Source organism: Pseudomonas sp. 22072 (assembly GCF_052046095.1).
GTDB classification, from domain to species: domain Bacteria; phylum Pseudomonadota; class Gammaproteobacteria; order Pseudomonadales; family Pseudomonadaceae; genus Aquipseudomonas; species Aquipseudomonas paracarnis.
Window position 1 is genome coordinate 97606 of the sequence record NZ_JBQEQE010000003.1, and the last position, 16268, is coordinate 113873.

Genomic DNA, 16268 nt, shown 5'->3' on the forward strand with positions numbered 1-16268 from the left:
GATGCCTACGACCTTAAGCAGCGAACTGTGATCAACAGGTCAACTCGTTGTGAAAATCTTGTCCTGTCCAATTGCATACATTTCAAGACTTTACAGAAACATTCAGTAGCACCGGGCCATCTTCGCCGAAAAGCACGCAGTCTGCATCAGCAAAACGACAGACTGAAGGGTCAGGTTTTGACTGGGTTGAGTTCCACATGAAAACGGCAGCCATTAGGCTCCATGGTGCTCAGGCTCACGCTCCAACCCTGGCTTTCGCAGATCCGCTGCACCAGTGACAGGCCGAGGCCAAGGCCCTCGCCACGCTTCTCGCTACCGCGCACGAACGGCTCGAACATCGCTTCGCGCTTCTCTTCGGGGATGCCGACACCGGAGTCCTCCACCGTGAAACCACTGGGCTCCAGGGTCAGGCGGATAAACCCTTGCTCGGTGTAATGCAGTGCGTTGCGCAGCAGGTTGCCCATCACCGCATGCAAGAAGGTGGTGTTGTAGCAGGTGTCCAGGGGGTTGCCTGGCAGGTAGATCAACGTCAGGCCTTTTTTCTCGATGGGCTCGCGCCAGATACCGAGCAGGTCTTCGGCCACCTGGGTGAGGTTGCCTTGGGGCGAACTGGCAGCGTCGTCGTGTTTGGCGCGGGCCAGCATCAGGAAGGTTTGCACCAGCTCGCGCATTTCTTCACAGGCACGGGCAATTCGTTCTACCTGATTGCGACCGCGCTGATCGATGGCCGGGTTTTCGCGCAACAGTTCGCAGGAGCTGGCCAGGACCATCAAGGGCGTGCGCAACTCATGGCTCACATCGCTGGTAAACAATTGCTCACGTGACAGCGCCTGGCGTAAACGCCCCAGGGTGGCGTCGAACGCTACCGCCAGTTCGCCCACTTCATCGGCGGCGTAATCCGGCGCCAGGGGCGGTGCCAGGCCCAACAGTTGGTCACGATGACGGACCTGGCGGGCCAGGCGCACCACCGGCGCCATCACCTTGCGGGCCAGCACCCAGCCGAGGAACGCCGCCAGCGCCAAGCTGAGTACGAACCCCACCAGCACCACCGCAAACAGCACGCGCTCACGCTCTTCGAAATCGCTCTGGTCTTGCAGCAATACATAACGCCGGCCGTCGACCACTTCGACCATGGCGTGGTACGACAGCGCCTCGCGAAACACCTCATGGAACCCCGGGTCCAGATGGCGCAGATCCTTGGGCAGTTCAAAATCGCCACGCCCGCCGCTGAAATAGAACAACTGGTCCGGCTCTGGCCGGTGGCTCCAGTCTTCAACGCTGTCCATCAGCAACAGGCGCTGCAGGTCACCGCCCAGGCCAGCCGAGATCAACTTCTCCTCCACCAGGTGCACCGTCGCGATGATGCCGATGGCGAAGGCCCCCGCCACCAACGCACTCATCAAGGCGAAGGCGATGATGATGCGTTGGGCAAGGCTTTGCTTAAACTCCATCACGACCCTCGGCCAGGCGATAACCCACACCGTGCACCGTTTGCAGTAGCGGTTTGGCGAAGGGCTTGTCGATCACTTGGCGCAATTGATGAACGTGGCTGCGCAGGCTGTCGCTGTCCGGGCAGTCGTCGCCCCACAGGGCTTCTTCGAGAATTTCCCGGCGCAGAACGTGCGGGCTTTTTTGCATCAGCACGGCGAGCAGTTTCAGGCCCACGGGGTTGAGCTTGAGCAAGCGCCCTTCGCGGGTGACTTCCAGCGTATCGAGGTCGTAGTTCAGGTCACCCACTTGCAGGGCACGACGCCCGCCACCCTGGGCACGGCGCAACACCGCTTCGATACGCGCAGCCAGTTCCGACAAGGCGAAGGGTTTGAGCAGGTAGTCATCGGCGCCAGACTTGAAGCCCTGCAGCCGGTCGTCCAGTTGATCGCGAGCGGTAAGCATGATCACCGGCGTGTCGCGGCGCGCGTCTTCGCGCAGGCGTTTGCACAGGGTGTAGCCATCGATGCCGGGCAACATGATGTCGAGCACGATCAGGTCGTAATGCTCGGTGGCCGCGAGGTGCAGGCCCGACAAACCGTCCTGCGCACAGTCCACTGTGTAGCCTTTGAGCCCCAGGTAGTCGGCCAGGTTGGCGAGGATATCGCGGTTGTCTTCAACCAATAGAATTCGCATGGGCAGTGTCTCCGTACGCGGTAACGGCCGTGTTGGCTCGCGCAGCTTAAGGCCAAGCGGGGCTCAGGGATAGAGCGCAGAGCCCCGCCGATAAAGCTTTTCAACTGTTTTTAGAGCCAAACAAGTTTTTCACTATAGCTTCACAAACTAACTACAGTGTCAGGACGAAGATCGCCCCCCATTGATATAAGGAACTTGGACATGGGTTTTTTCAAAACAGCGCCAATGCGCTATTTGCTGTTGATTACCGGTGCCTGGTTACTGGTTTTCCTGCTCACCCGCAGCGTGCTGCTCATTACCCACCTCAATGAGGTCAGCGGCAACCTGTTGTCCGTGTTTGGCGTGGGTTTGCTCTACGACTTGGGTTTCCTGGCCTATGCAGCCTTGCCGCTTGGCCTGTATCTGCTGCTCTGCCCACCCGCCCTATGGCGCCGCCGTGGCCATCGCTGGTTCCTGCAAGCGGTGCTGACCGTCAGCCTGTTCGCCATGCTGTTCACCTCGGTAGCCGAATGGTTGTTCTGGGATGAGTTTGGCGTGCGCTTCAACTTTATCGCCGTCGATTACCTGGTGTACTCCGATGAGGTACTGAACAACCTGCTGGAGTCTTATCCGATCGGCAAGCTGCTGAGCCTACTGGCAATGCTGGCGCTGATTCTGAGCGTGGCTCTGCGCAAACCCTTCAATGCCGCGATGGCAGCGCCATTGCCTCCACTGCGTGGCCGTGTGATCAACGCCCTGGGCCTGCTGGTGCTCGCCGGCCTCAGCCTGCAACTGGTCAGCCAGGACAGCCCGCGCACCCAAGGCGGCAACGCGTACAACAACGAATTGGCCAGCAATGGCCCCTATCAGTTCTTTGCCGCGTTCCGTAACAACGAACTGGACTACACCCAGTTTTACAAAAGCCTGCCGACCGACGTCGTCGCCAAGCAGTTGCGCGCCGAACTGAGTGAACCCAACGCCCGCTTTATCGACCAGGACCCGCTGGATATTCGCCGTGCCATCACCAACCCCGGCACACTGCGCAAGCCCAACATCGTACTGGTGACCATCGAGAGCTTCAGCGCCAAGTACATGGGCAGTAATGGCGATACGCGCAACCTCACGCCTAATCTGGATGCGTTGCGCCAACAGAGCCTGTACTTCAATAACTTCTACGCCACCGGTACACGCACCGACCGCGGCCTGGAAGCCATTACCCTGGCAGTCCCGCCGACGCCGGGGCGTTCGATCGTCAAGCGCATCGGCCGCGAAAGCGGGTTCGCCAGCCTGGGGCAACAGCTCTCGGCCATCGGTTATGACAGCGTGTTTGTCTATGGCGGGCGCGGTTACTTCGACAATATGAACGCGTTCTTCAGCGGCAACGGCTATCGGGTAGTGGACCAGAGCAGCGTGCCAGAGTCGGAGATCTCGTTCAAAAACGCCTGGGGCATGGCCGACGAAGACCTGTTCAAACAGACCTTGAAACTGGCCGACGCCGACTACGCCAAGCAACAGCCGTTCCTGCTGCAACTGATGACCACCTCCAACCACCGTCCTTATACCTACCCGGACGGGCGCATCGACATCAAATCCGGCAAGGGTCGCGACGGCGCGGTGAAATATACCGACTACGCCATCGGCCAGTTCCTTGAGGCAGCGCGCCAGAAGCCGTGGTTCGATAACACGATCTTCGTGTTCGTTGCCGACCACACCGCCGGCAGCGCGGGCAAGGAAGACTTGCCTATCACCAACTACCAGATCCCGCTGTTTATCTACGCGCCCAAGCTGATCGACGCACGGGAATCCGCCCAACTGTCCAGCCAGATCGACCTGGCGCCAACCTTGTTGGGCCTGCTCAACCTGAGCTACGAATCGACATTCTTTGGCCGCAACCTGCTGCAAGACAACCCATTACCTCCACGGGTGGTGGTGGGCAATTACCAGCACCTGGGTCTGTTTGATGGCAAGGACCTGGCAATCCTCAGCCCGCGCCAAGGCTTGCGTCGCCACGACCAGGCCCTGGGCGAGAGCCAGGAGCTGCGCGTCGGTAGCGATGACCCCTTGATTCAACGGGCGATCACCTACTACCAGGCCGCCAGTTACGACTACAAACAGCAACTGCTGAGCTGGAAAGCGCCCAAGGAAGAGGCACCAGTCTTAAGCAAACGCTAATCAAAAAGCCCCGCGCAGGTGAGCGCGGGGCTTTTTTACCAAGGTTCGAGATGAAATCCCCCTCCTCTTTACCGGTTTCCAAACCGCTTGATTTTTGGCTGTGCCTGGGCCTGCCTGCCAGCGCTGCAGTGGCCTTGCTGTTGCTGGAGCTGACGTCACTGGACATGGACCTGGCCAGGCTTTTCTACAGCGCAGAGGCTGGCGGCTTCATTGGCCGCTATAGCTTCTTCCTTGAAGACATCCTGCATGACCGTGCCAAGCAACTGGTGATCCTGTTTTCGGTGCTGGCGATTCTCGGCCTGGTCGGCAGCTTCATCCTGCAGCGACTCAAGCCGTACCGCCGTGAACTGGTGTGCCTGGTGCTGTCGCTGGGAATGGCGACGGCGTTCGTGTCGCCATTGAAAACCATCACCGCCGTGCAATGCCCCTGGAGCCTCAAGGAGTTCGGCGGCCAGGAAACCTACAGCGAACTGCTCAGCCCGCGCCCACCTACCGATAAACCCGGCCGTTGCTGGCCCGGCGGACATGCCGCCACCGGGTTCGCCTTGTTCGCCTGGTTCTTTGCCTTGCGGGATCGACGGCCGCGGCTGGCCCGATATGCGTTCATCTTTGCCGTCAGCCTGGGCAGCGTGTTTTCAGTCAGCCGTATGCTGCAAGGGGCGCATTTCTTTTCCCACAATGTGTGGACAGCGATCTTTTGCTGGCTGATCTGCCTCGGGCTGTATTGCTTGTTGCTGTACCGGCCTAATCGCATTCTCCTGTAGGAGCGAGCTTGCTCGCGAAAAACGCACAGGCGCCGCGTTTACTCAGCAAGCACGCTTTAACGTTGACGTTTTTCGCGAGCAAGCTCGCTCCTACAGAGGAAGGCAAGCCGTGCATAAAAAAACCCCGCCTGCATCACTGCAGGCGGGGCTTTTTAAAGCGCCGGGTAGGCTGGCTTACATCATGCCGCCCATGCCACCCATGCCGCCCATGTCTGGCATACCGCCGCCAGCAGAGCCTTCTTTCTTCGGTGCTTCAGCGATCGCAGCTTCGGTGGTCAGGATCAGACCGCCGATGGAGGATGCTGCTTGCAGCGCGGAACGAGTCACCTTGGTTGGATCCAGGATGCCCATTTCGATCATGTCGCCGTACACGCCAGTCGCAGCGTTGTAACCGTAGTTACCTTTGCCGTTCTTGACTTCGTTGACCACAACGCTTGGCTCGTCGCCGGAGTTGGCAGCGATCTGGCGCAGCGGTGCTTCAACGGCACGGCGCAGTACAGCGATACCGACGTTCTGGTCAGCGTTGTCGCCGGTCAGGTCAGTCAGGGCTTCCAGAGCACGGATCAGCGCAACGCCACCGCCAGGTACCACGCCTTCTTCAACGGCTGCACGGGTTGCGTGCAGGGCGTCTTCAACGCGGGCCTTCTTCTCTTTCATTTCAACTTCGGAGCCAGCGCCAACCTTGATCACTGCAACACCGCCAGACAGCTTGGCCAGGCGCTCTTGCAGTTTTTCACGGTCGTAGTCCGAGGAAGTCTCGGCAACCTGGGCACGGATCTGAGCGATACGGGACTCGATGTCGCCTTCAACGCCAGCACCGTCAACGATGATGGTGTTTTCCTTGGACAGGGTCACGCGCTTGGCACTACCCAGGTTTTCCAGGGTGGCGCTTTCCAGGCTCAGGCCGATCTCTTCGGAGATAACGGTACCGCCGGTCAGAACGGCGATGTCCTGCAGCATGGCCTTGCGACGGTCGCCGAAGCCTGGAGCCTTGACGGCTGCAACCTTGACGATGCCACGCATGTTGTTCACAACCAGAGTCGCCAGGGCTTCGCCTTCAACGTCTTCAGCCACGATCAGCAGTGGGCGGCCGGCTTTGGCAACGGCTTCCAGCACTGGCAGCATTTCGCGGATGTTGGAGATCTTTTTGTCGACCAGCAGGATCAGCGGGCTGTCCAGTTCGGCAACCATGGTGTCCGGCTTGTTGACGAAGTACGGGGACAGGTAGCCACGGTCGAACTGCATGCCTTCTACAACCGACAGTTCGTTTTCCAGGCCCGAGCCTTCTTCAACGGTGATCACGCCTTCTTTACCGACTTTTTCCATGGCTTCGGCAATGATGTCGCCGATGGAGCTGTCGGAGTTGGCAGAGATGGTGCCTACCTGAGCGATGGCCTTGGTGTCGGCGCATGGCTTGGACAGGTTCTTCAGCTCTTTGACGATGGCGATGGTCGCCTTGTCGATGCCGCGCTTGAGGTCCATCGGGTTCATGCCGGCAGCAACGGCCTTCAGGCCTTCGTTGACGATCGACTGAGCCAGTACGGTTGCGGTGGTAGTACCGTCACCTGCGTCATCGTTGGCACGGGAGGCAACGTCTTTGACCAGCTGCGCGCCCATGTTTTCGAAACGGTCTTCCAGTTCGATCTCTTTGGCTACGGAAACGCCGTCCTTGGTGATGGTCGGAGCGCCGAAGCTCTTCTCGATGATCACGTTACGGCCTTTCGGGCCCAGGGTCGCTTTTACTGCGTCAGCCAGTACGTTGACGCCAGTGAGCATTTTCTTGCGGGCGGAGTCGCCGAATTTAACTTCTTTAGCAGCCATGATCGATATTCCTTAAATACTTTGTAGTAACGGGAAAATGAGCGGGGAAATCAGCCTTCCAGTACAGCGAGAATTTCGTTCTCAGCCATTACCAGCAGGTCTTCGCCGTCGACTTTCACAGTGTTGCTGCCGGAGTAAGGGCCGAAAACAACCTTGTCACCCACTTTCACGGCCAGCGCACGTACTTCACCGTTTTCCAGGGTCTTGCCTGGGCCAGCAGCGACGATCACACCGTGGTTGGCTTTTTCAGCAGCCGAACCTGGCAGAACGATCCCGCCAGCGGTTTTCTTTTCTTCTTCGCTGCGACGGATGACGACGCGGTCGTGCAGAGGACGAAGCTTGCTCATTGTCGATCTCTCCTAATTGTGTTTTTCATCGGCCGGTTCAATCCGGCGGGTTAAATTCCGGCGGTGCCGGTCGCGGCTCGCTGGGCGAGACGCGGAAGTCTGTCTAGTGTCACCACCAGAAACCTTGCGGTGACCGTTACATAAGGGCGCCCAGGCTTATTACAAGGGGCCGGGGATGAAATTTTTTGTGTCGGCTCAAGGGTAAATGCAACACGGCACCCGAAGGTGCCGTGCCGGTGAAGCGGTTATTTGTTGTCGCGGTGTTCGAATTCGCCTTCGATCACATCACCTTCACGCCCCAGGGGTTGGCGCGGAGCCGGACCGCCACGGGGTTGCAGGTCGTCGGCGAACGCACGCTGGCGCATGGCGGCCTCTTCAGCACGCTGGCGCATTTTGCCGGCCAGCAGCTTGCGGGTGAATGGCAGCAACAGCACCAGGCCAAGCACGTCGCTGATAAAGCCCGGCAGGATCAGCAAGCCACCGGCCAGGGCCATCATCAGGCCCTCAAGCATGGTCTGGGCCGGCAGTTCGCCGCGGTTCAGGCTTTCACGGGCACGCAACGCGGTCGCCAGGCCGGCGACACGCAGCACCAGGACGCCGAGCATGGAGCCTACGATGATCAGCAACAGCGCCGGGAAAAACCCGATCGCACCGCTGACTTTAACGAATACGAACAGCTCCAGCACCGGGAACAGCAGAAAGAGCAATAAAAAAGGGCGCATCAAATGGTTCCTCAACGCAAGAATGCCTTGCCAGTCCACCTTAGATGACGTCGCCGTTGTGTAAATTCAAGCGTCAACCGTGGTTTTTTTCGGCCATACCTCGGCGTGAGCCAATGAAACCAGGGCTTCGCGTACTTGTGTCGGTGTGTTGCAAGGCGTCACGAAAGGCAACCAGTGCAGGGATTGGCCGATACGCAAGTGCATGCCTTCGCTGTCGATGCCGGCCAGCTGTGCTGGCTCGCTGGTCGGCAAACCGCCGAGGTCGACGTAATGGGCGATGGCCTTGGTGTGATCACTGTTCATGTGCTCGATCATGCTGCGCTCGGCCTTGCCCGCAAACGGGTTGGCCAAGGTCAACTGGTCGACCCAATGGATCGCGCCAAACCCACCGATATAACGGTGGCGCACCGGCTTGAGCACCCAGAAATCGAAATCGTGGGCCTTGTGGTAGTTGGCCGAATCAGGGAAGTAGCGGTAGTAGCGCTCGGCCGCAGCTTCGATGGCGGCCGGGTCTTCAAGCTTCTCGGCTTCGGCCAGGTAGGTCAGGCGCCCCACGGCTTGCACATCATCGGCCTCACGCTCACCCACCAACAGCGAACACTTGGGATCTTTTTGCAGGTTATGGGTGTGCTGGGCAATGCGGCTGATCAGGATCAGCGGGCGGCCCTGCTCGTCCAGGCAGTAGGGCACCACCGAGCCAAAGGGAAAGCCGGGCATGGCTTTGGACTGTGTGGCGAGCGCCCCACGGTATTCCTTGAGCAACAGCTCTCGGGCGTTCTTGGCAACCTGCGTGCTCAATAGATGACTCCTCGGGTGTTCCGCGGCCCATGGCATATGGGAATGGATCTCAACACAAGGTAATCAATATCTGCGCAGGTTGCCAGAGTGGCCGACGCCGGTTTACCAGGCCACGCCGAAGCCTGCGGTGTAGCGGGTCTTGCTCAAGCTGCTGTCGGAGTCGCCGCTGATGACGTCACGCTCGGCCTTGAGGTTGAGGGACGCCCATTCGGTGACTTTGTAGCGCAGGCCCATCTCGGCATCCAGGGAGTAATCGGCCGGACCGTCCAGAGGCTTGCCCAATTCGCCGTTGGTGAAGAACTCCACGGTCTTGCCCACCAGGTAGCGGTTGTAGTTCCACTTCATGGCCAGAGAGTAAAAGTTGTCCTTGCCGCCGTCGGCATATTCGTAATCGGTGCGGTTGACCAGCGAACCGAGGGAGAACGCGCCCAACTCATCATCCCAGAACTGGTAGCCCGGGCCGGTACCCACGGTGCGCTGGCGCGCCAGGTCTTCGACCTTGTCGCGCTTGTAGGTCAGGCGCCCCTGCCAGAACCAGTGCTCGGTAATGAAGCGGTCCAGGTCGTATTCCAGGGCCCAGTTATCGGTGGTGGTGACGTCGTCCTGGAACTCGCGGTTGTATTCGCCCTTGCCCGTATGACGCCACTGGCCGTGACGGGCCGAGGTCTTGAAGTCGATGTCGTAGTCGTTGGTGTCTTTGTCCGCGCGCTTGTAGTCCAGCGCCAGGTCGACGTTACCCTTCCACACCAGGTCTTCGATCACGGGCTTGGGCTTCATGATCTGTTGGATACTTGCCAGTTCCACCGTCTTGGGCGCCTCGCCATTGGCCAGCACCACCTTGCCATCATCCGATGCCTGCAAGGATTTGGCCTTTTCACCGCTGTAGGCGTCCTGCTTGACCAGCAGCTCCTGGTCACTTTCCAGGGTTTTGACCTGTTTCCAGTCCACCGGAATGGAGCCTGCGTAGTCGGTTTGGATCAGCAACTTGCCACCGTCGAAGACTTTGATCTTGCCGGTGAGCCGGTCACCGTTTTTCAACCAGACGGTATCGGCGAGCAAGGGCGTGGAAGCACTGAAAACAGCAAGGCACAACAGGGTTCTGGACAACATAAGCAAGTACGGGACTCGGGGTTGGCGAAAATAAGGGGCGTTATAGTGTTACATGGCTAGAACTGACTCAAGGATTTATATTGAGTTCAATACTCATCGTCATGTTTACAGACGTTTCTGACAAAACAACGACGATCTCAACGGATATACCCACAGTGATCCTACCCGCCGATACGCCACAAAGCCCCGCCGAGATGCGCCGCACCGCACTCTACCTGACGTTGTCGCAGGTGCCCGAAGGCTGCGTGGTGAGTTACGGCGAGCTGGCCCACCTGGCCGGTTTGGGGCGGGCTGCCCGCTGGGTCGGGCGCACCCTGAGCCAGTTGCCGCAAGACACGCGGTTGCCCTGGCATCGGGTGCTGGCTGCCGGTGGTCGGATAAGTTTGCCGGTGGGCAGTGCCTCGGGTGACGAACAACGTGCGCGTTTACGTAGCGAAGGCGTCACCATCCTGAACAATCGTGTTGATATTCAGCGTCATGGCTGGCGCCCGGTAGAGCACAGCGGTTAGAGTGCGCGCTTTGTTTCCGCAAATCTGAGGCAGACTCCAGCCCATGCCCCGTAAAACCTGGCGCGCCGCGCTCGCCGCCTATGCCAGCCCTTCGACGTTAGTGCTGTTGTTGCTCGGTTTCGCCGCCGGCATGCCTTACATGTTGGTGTTTTCGACGCTTTCGGTGTGGCTGCGTGAAGCCGGTGTGGCCCGCGAGACCATTGGCTATGCGAGCCTGATCGGCCTGGCCTACGCCTTCAAATGGGTCTGGTCGCCGCTGCTCGACCAATGGCGCCTGCCGTTGCTTGGCAAACTGGGGCGTCGTCGCTCCTGGCTGGTGCTGGCCCAATCGCTGGTGATCCTCGGATTGATCGGCATGGGCTTTTGTGACCCGCAAAAACACCTGTCCTGGTTGATCGCCATTGCGGTGGTCGTCGCCTTCGCGTCGGCCACGCAAGACATTGCCGTGGATGCCTACCGCCTGGAAATCGCCGACGACAGCCGTCAGGCCGCCCTGGCGGCAAGCTACATGTCCGGTTATCGCATCGCTGCCCTGCTGGCCACGGCCGGTGCGCTGTTCTTTGCCGAAGGCTTTGGCTCCACTGGCTTCAACTATAAACACTCGGCCTGGACCGGCACCTATGTGTTGTTCGGCGTGTTGATGGTGCCGGCGCTGCTCACCACCTTCCTCATGCGTGAACCTGATGTGCCACTGCGCACCCAGTTGCAGGCCGGACGCTACAGTTTCATGCACCAGTTGGTGTCGGTGTTTGTACTGATCGTGCTGTTGGTCTCGGTGCCGGCGATGTTCACCCAGTTGTACAACACCGACTTCGCCAGCGTGCTGTTCCAGGGCGTGAGTTTGTGGGAACTGCTGATGGAAGACCGCGCGTTCCTGCGCGCCATCCTCTATATCATCCTCACTACCCTGTGCCTTTCAGCCATGGGCCGCCGGGGCCTGGCCCCCGTGCTCACGCCGGTCAACGACTTTATCCTGCGTTACCGTTGGCAGGCGCTGCTGCTGCTCGGGCTGATTGCCACCTATCGCATGTCCGACACGGTGATGGGCGTCATGGCCAACGTGTTCTATATCGACCAGGGATTCACCAAGGACCAGATCGCCGGGGTGAGCAAGATCTTCGGCCTGATCATGACCCTGCTCGGCGCCGGCATGGGCGGCCTGTTGATCGTGCGGTTCGGGATACTGCCGATCCTGTTCATCGGCGGCGTGGCCTCGGCCGGTACCAACCTGCTGTTCGTGATGCTCGCCGACATGGGCCCCGACCTGCAGATGTTGATCGTCACCATCTCCCTGGACAACTTCAGTTCGGGCATGGCCACTTCGGCGTTCGTGGCGTACCTGTCGAGCCTCACCAACCTCAAGTTCTCCGCCACCCAATATGCGCTGCTCAGTTCGATCATGCTGTTGCTGCCGCGTTTGATCGGCGGCTATTCAGGGGTGATGGTGGAGAAGTTCGGTTATCACAACTTCTTTATGATCACCTGCCTGCTGGGTGTGCCGACGCTGCTCCTGATTGCGCTGCACTGGTTCCAGGAGAACCGCCGCGCCCGACTGAATCCCCCGCCGGAAGACTGATACGACTCGGTCAATGTGGGAGCTGGCTTGNCAAGCCAGCTCCCACACAAGCGACGGTTACGACAGATACACCCAGCTACCTCACGCCTGTACTCCGGCGACAAGCGCCCGTACAATCCCAAGTCATTTCAAGTCCAAGCAACCGACAACGGCCTACCATGCGTACCAGTCAATATTTGCTCGCCACACAGAAAGAAACGCCTTCCGACGCGGTTGTGATCAGCCATCAGCTGATGCTGCGCGCCGGTATGATCCGCAAACTGGCCTCGGGCCTGTACACCTGGTTGCCCATGGGCTTGAAGGTGATGCGCAAGGTCGAAGCCATCGTTCGTGAAGAAATGAACGCGGCCGGCTCTCTGGAAGTGTTGATGCCGAGCACCCAACCGGCTGAGTTGTGGCAGGAATCCGGGCGCTGGGAAGAGTACGGCCCTGAGTTGCTGCGCTTTAAAGACCGTCATGGCCGCGATTTCTGCGCCGGCCCGACCCACGAAGAAGTCATCACCGACCTGATGCGCAACGAGCTGAGCAGCTATAAGCAGTTGCCGCTCAACCTGTATCAGATCCAGACCAAGTTTCGTGACGAGATCCGCCCACGCTTCGGCCTGATGCGTGGCCGCGAGTTCATCATGAAGGACGCCTATTCGTTCCACGCCGACCAGGCTTCCCTGCAAGCGACCTACGACCGCATGCACCAGGCCTACTGCAACGTGTTCACGCGCCTGGGCCTGAAGTTCCGCCCGGTTGAAGCGGACAACGGCTCCATCGGCGGTGCCGGCTCCCACGAATTCCACGTGCTGGCCGAGTCCGGCGAAGACGATATCGTGTTCAGCAACGGTTCCGACTACGCGGCGAACATCGAGAAGGCCGAAGCCATACCACGTGAAACCTCGCGCCCTGCTCCCACCGAGGAACTGCGCCTGGTCGACACGCCAGACACCAAGACCATCGCGGCCCTGGTGGAGAAATTCAATCTGCCGATTGAAAAGACTATCAAGACCCTGATCGTGCGCGCCGAAGAAGAAGGCAAGCTGATCGCCCTGGTGATCCGTGGCGACCACGAGCTCAACGAAATCAAGGCTGCCCAGCAACCTGGCGTGGCCAGCCCGCTGGTCATGGCCACCGATGCCGAACTGCGCGACGCCATTGGCGCTGGTGCCGGCTCCCTGGGCCCGCTGAACCTGCCGCTGCCGATCATCATCGACCGTTCGGTCGAGCTGATGAGCGACTTCGGTATCGGCGCGAACATCGACGACAAGCACTACTTCGGCGTGAACTGGGAGCGTGACCTGCCGGTTCCGACCGTGGCCGACCTGCGCAACGTCGTGGCCGGCGACCCGAGCCCGGATGGCAAGGGCACCCTGGAGATCAAGCGCGGCATCGAAGTCGGGCACATCTTCCAGCTGGGCAACAAGTACAGCAAGGCGATGAAGTGCGAAGTACTGGGTGAGAACGGCAAGCCGATCACCCTGGACATGGGCTGCTACGGCATTGGCGTATCCCGCGTGGTTGCCGCTGCCATCGAGCAGAACAACGACGAGAAAGGCATCATCTGGAGTGACGCGCTGGCGCCGTTCCAGGTAGCCCTGGTGCCATTGCGCTATGAAACCGAGCAAGTACGCGAAGCCACCGACAAACTGTATGCGGAACTCACCGCTGCCGGTTTTGAAGTGCTGCTCGATGATCGGGACAAGAAAACCAGCCCGGGCATCAAGTTCGCCGACATGGAACTGATTGGCATCCCGCACCGGATCGTGGTCAGTGACCGCGGCCTGGCGGATGGCAATCTGGAATACAAGAGCCGGACCGAAGCCGAAGCCCAACCGTTGCCGGTGGCGGACGTGCTGTCTTTCCTCCAGGCGCGTATTCGTCGCTGAAAACCAGATCAAGAGAAGTCATGTTCAAGCGAAACACCAGAGCCCTGGGGGGCGCCGCCTTGTGCGGCGCCCTGCTGGTCAGCGGCTGCGCCAATCAGATGTCGCAACGCAGTGAGCACGAGGAGCGGGTCGAGCGTAAGTTGCTCGACCACAGCCTGCAGATCGATGTAGGCGAACCCACAGTGCTGGAACTGCCGCAACGCCGGGTTCGCATTCATGAGCAGAAGATCTTCGAGGTCACCGAATTCGAAGTCACCCGTCGTTATGACCGCTACACGCCCTACCAGCCCTGGCGCAAACTCTACGAGATGCCCTTGGGTGCCGTGGCGCTGGTGGCGGGCGTGGGTGCCAACGTGGCGAATATCTTCGCCCTCGGCAACCTGCCCACGAGTGTGACCCATGACTGGTTGAGCTACGGCGTGGACGGCATCAACCCGTTCATGAACGTGCAATCCCACGGCCGTGCACAACAGAACCTGGCGGCTATCGATGAAGTCCAGCGTGACAAGCGCCTGGAGTATTCGAGCCTGCCCTGGAGCGAGCGCCCGGTGCAAGTCACTGCCGGCAAGCAGACCCATGAGCTGACCACCGACCGTAACGGCATCCTGCGCCTTAACCTGTTGGACAGCCCCTTTGCCGAGCAGGACCTGAACCGCGTCACCACGCTGAAAATCACTGTGGCGGATGGCCAGGACGACGTGCATACCGACTCGACCCTGGCGGTCAGCAACACGCTGCGCAGCAAGCTGCTCGAAGCCCATGCCCTGATCTATGACGACCTGGAAGATGACGAAGTGAACCAGTGGGTACACCGGGTCAAACGCCTGTCGGAGCTGGGCCTGGAAGAAGAAGCCAGCGAGCTGGAACAAAGCCTGATCGAACTGACGCGCAATGATCCGGAGTTGCAGCAGGAGTTTGTGCAGGCGTTGACCAAGGACGGGGGGCGTTTGGTGGCGGATCCCGGCGCACGCTGATCGCTCAATACCTGTGAAGATCAAACTGTGGGTGCTGGCTTGCCTGCGATAGCGGTNCAAGCCAGCTCCCACATTTGTTTCGGGTTTTTACCAGGAAAACTCGAGCTGTTCGTTGCCGCCGCTCAGGTCCAGCAACCGTACGCCTATCCCCAACAACCGCACCGGCTTGCCCCCGCGATTGAACGCCTGGGTCATCAACTGTTCATAACTCTCCAGATCCCGCCCTGCCCCCGCCTGCTCCAGCGTCGTCTGGGTAAAGTCATGAAACTTCACTTTCACGAACGGCTTGCCCGCCCGGTAGCTACTGTCGATACGCGCCATGCGCCCGGCCAGGGTCTCCATCAACTCCGGCAGTTTCGCCAGGCAACTTGAAAGATCGGGCAAGTCCACGTCGAAGGTATTTTCTACACTGATGGATTGCCGCCGGCTGTCGTTTTGCACTACACGATCATCAATCCCACGGGCCAGGCTCCAGAGGCGCTCGCCAAAACTGCCGAATTCGCGCACCAGCGCCAGTTTGTTCCAGTCGCGCAATTGCAGGCAGTCTTCGATGCCCAGGCGCGCCAGCTTGTCAGCGGTGACCTTGCCCACGCCATGCAGCTTGCTGACACGCAACTGCGAGACAAAGTCTTCAACCTGATCCGGCGTGATCACAAACAGGCCGTTGGGCTTTTTCCAGTCGCTGGCGATCTTGGCCAAAAACTTGTTGGGCGCCACGCCGGCAGACACAGTGATATGCAACTGGTTGGAGACCCGGCGCCGAATGTCCTGGGCAATACGCGTGGCGCTGCCGCCAAAATGCGGGCTGTCAGACACATCAAGGTAAGCCTCATCCAGCGACAACGGCTCAATCAAGTCGGTGTAGTCGCGGAAGATAAGCTGGATTTCTTTCGATGCTTCTTTATAGGCATCCATGCGCGGCTTGACGATGGTCAAGTCCGGGCACAGCTTCAGGGCGTGACGTGACGACATCGCCGAACGCACCCCATACGCCCGCGCCTCATAATTGCAGGTGGCGATCACGCCGCGCCGATCTGCCGAGCCACCGACAGCCAAGGGCTTTTGCGCCAGGCTCGGGTCGTCGCGCATCTCGATGGCGGCGTAGAAGCAATCACAGTCGACGTGGATGATTTTGCGCTGCGTCATATAAACGGGGTGTTAACCAACGGGTGGCCAGTATCGCACTCACCCCTGTATATAGCACCAGTAGTTTGAATCTTCTGTCTGAGCGGTAGGAAATTTCGTAGATGAATATATTTTCTCAATCGAATCGAGCATCCCAATAGAGCTGAAAGCCTTGCCCTGCCTGGCTTCAAGCCCTCAAGAAGCCCCTCATCAAGCGCTAACCGATTGAAGCAAAAGCGCTTTTCTTCGATTCACAGGTTGACACACTCGCGTTCCTCTGTAGAATGCCGACACACAGACGCGGGATGGAGCAGTCTGGTAGCTCGTCGGGCTCATAACCCGAAGGTCGTCGGTTCAAATCCGGCTCCCGCAA

Annotated in this window: 14 protein-coding genes and 1 tRNA gene; 7 read left to right on the forward strand and 8 right to left on the reverse strand. The window is 59.5% G+C overall.

The features are described 5' to 3' along the window. Positions 1 to 170: 170 nt before the first annotated feature. Positions 171 to 1451 carry a sensor histidine kinase gene (locus ACTJLA_RS04125; RefSeq protein WP_034128621.1) on the reverse strand — a complete coding sequence of 427 codons (1281 nt, stop codon included), beginning with the start codon at positions 1449 to 1451 and terminating at the stop codon, positions 171 to 173. Continuing rightward, positions 1441 to 2124: a two-component system response regulator ColR gene (gene colR / locus ACTJLA_RS04130; RefSeq protein ID WP_003208587.1), complete on the reverse strand. Its 684-nt coding sequence runs from the start codon at positions 2122 to 2124 to the stop codon at positions 1441 to 1443. The genes ACTJLA_RS04125 and colR overlap by 11 nt, the downstream gene beginning before the upstream one ends. A 201-nt stretch (positions 2125 to 2325) precedes the next feature. Between colR and ACTJLA_RS04135 the strand changes: the two genes are divergently transcribed. Both ACTJLA_RS04135 and ACTJLA_RS04140 read left to right on the forward strand, forming a co-directional pair. After that, positions 2326 to 4275, forward strand: coding sequence for an LTA synthase family protein (locus tag ACTJLA_RS04135; protein ID WP_057975084.1), 1950 nt, complete (start codon positions 2326 to 2328; stop codon positions 4273 to 4275). Positions 4276 to 4325: 50 nt separating this feature from the next. Then, on the forward strand, positions 4326 to 5039 hold the full coding sequence (locus tag ACTJLA_RS04140) for a phosphatase PAP2 family protein (protein WP_034128623.1): 714 nt from the start codon (positions 4326 to 4328) through the stop codon (positions 5037 to 5039). A gap of 174 nt (positions 5040 to 5213) precedes the next feature. Here ACTJLA_RS04140 and groL read toward each other — a convergent pair whose 3' ends face one another. The 5 genes from groL to ACTJLA_RS04165 all read right to left on the reverse strand — a co-directional run bounded on the left by groL (position 5214) and on the right by ACTJLA_RS04165 (position 9837). Beyond that, positions 5214 to 6860, reverse strand: coding sequence for a chaperonin GroEL (gene groL / locus ACTJLA_RS04145; protein WP_034128624.1), 1647 nt, complete (start codon positions 6858 to 6860; stop codon positions 5214 to 5216). A 50-nt stretch (positions 6861 to 6910) separates the two neighbouring features. Next, positions 6911 to 7207, reverse strand: coding sequence for a co-chaperone GroES (locus ACTJLA_RS04150; RefSeq protein ID WP_017846112.1), 297 nt, complete (start codon positions 7205 to 7207; stop codon positions 6911 to 6913). 245 nt (positions 7208 to 7452) lie between these two features. Next, entirely contained in the window at positions 7453 to 7929 is a 477-nt protein-coding gene (locus ACTJLA_RS04155) for an FxsA family protein (protein ID WP_034128625.1), read from the reverse strand. A gap of 66 nt (positions 7930 to 7995) precedes the next feature. After that, complete coding sequence (locus ACTJLA_RS04160; protein WP_313042835.1) at positions 7996 to 8727, reverse strand: HugZ family pyridoxamine 5'-phosphate oxidase; 732 nt, start codon at positions 8725 to 8727, stop codon at positions 7996 to 7998. 102 nt (positions 8728 to 8829) lie between these two features. Further along, positions 8830 to 9837, reverse strand: a complete 1008-nt coding sequence (locus ACTJLA_RS04165; RefSeq protein WP_034128627.1) for a DUF481 domain-containing protein — start codon at positions 9835 to 9837, stop codon at positions 8830 to 8832. Positions 9838 to 10031: 194 nt separating this feature from the next. Between ACTJLA_RS04165 and ACTJLA_RS04170 the strand changes: the two genes are divergently transcribed. The 4 genes from ACTJLA_RS04170 to ACTJLA_RS04185 all read left to right on the forward strand — a co-directional run bounded on the left by ACTJLA_RS04170 (position 10032) and on the right by ACTJLA_RS04185 (position 14770). Beyond that, entirely contained in the window at positions 10032 to 10346 is a 315-nt protein-coding gene (locus tag ACTJLA_RS04170) for an MGMT family protein (RefSeq protein ID WP_054897670.1), read from the forward strand. Positions 10347 to 10389: 43 nt separating this feature from the next. Continuing rightward, complete coding sequence (locus ACTJLA_RS04175) at positions 10390 to 11922, forward strand: AmpG family muropeptide MFS transporter (protein WP_034128628.1); 1533 nt, start codon at positions 10390 to 10392, stop codon at positions 11920 to 11922. Between the two features lie 158 nt (positions 11923 to 12080). Next, entirely contained in the window at positions 12081 to 13796 is a 1716-nt protein-coding gene (locus ACTJLA_RS04180) for a proline--tRNA ligase (protein WP_034128629.1), read from the forward strand. Positions 13797 to 13816: 20 nt separating this feature from the next. After that, positions 13817 to 14770, forward strand: coding sequence for a hypothetical protein (locus ACTJLA_RS04185; protein ID WP_314545211.1), 954 nt, complete (start codon positions 13817 to 13819; stop codon positions 14768 to 14770). Between the two features lie 87 nt (positions 14771 to 14857). On the opposite strand, the gene dinB is transcribed toward ACTJLA_RS04185, so the two are convergent. Continuing rightward, complete coding sequence (dinB, locus tag ACTJLA_RS04190; protein ID WP_003193948.1) at positions 14858 to 15916, reverse strand: DNA polymerase IV; 1059 nt, start codon at positions 15914 to 15916, stop codon at positions 14858 to 14860. Between the two features lie 278 nt (positions 15917 to 16194). Between dinB and ACTJLA_RS04195 the strand changes: the two genes are divergently transcribed. Further along, positions 16195 to 16268: transfer RNA gene (locus tag ACTJLA_RS04195), tRNA-Met, on the forward strand.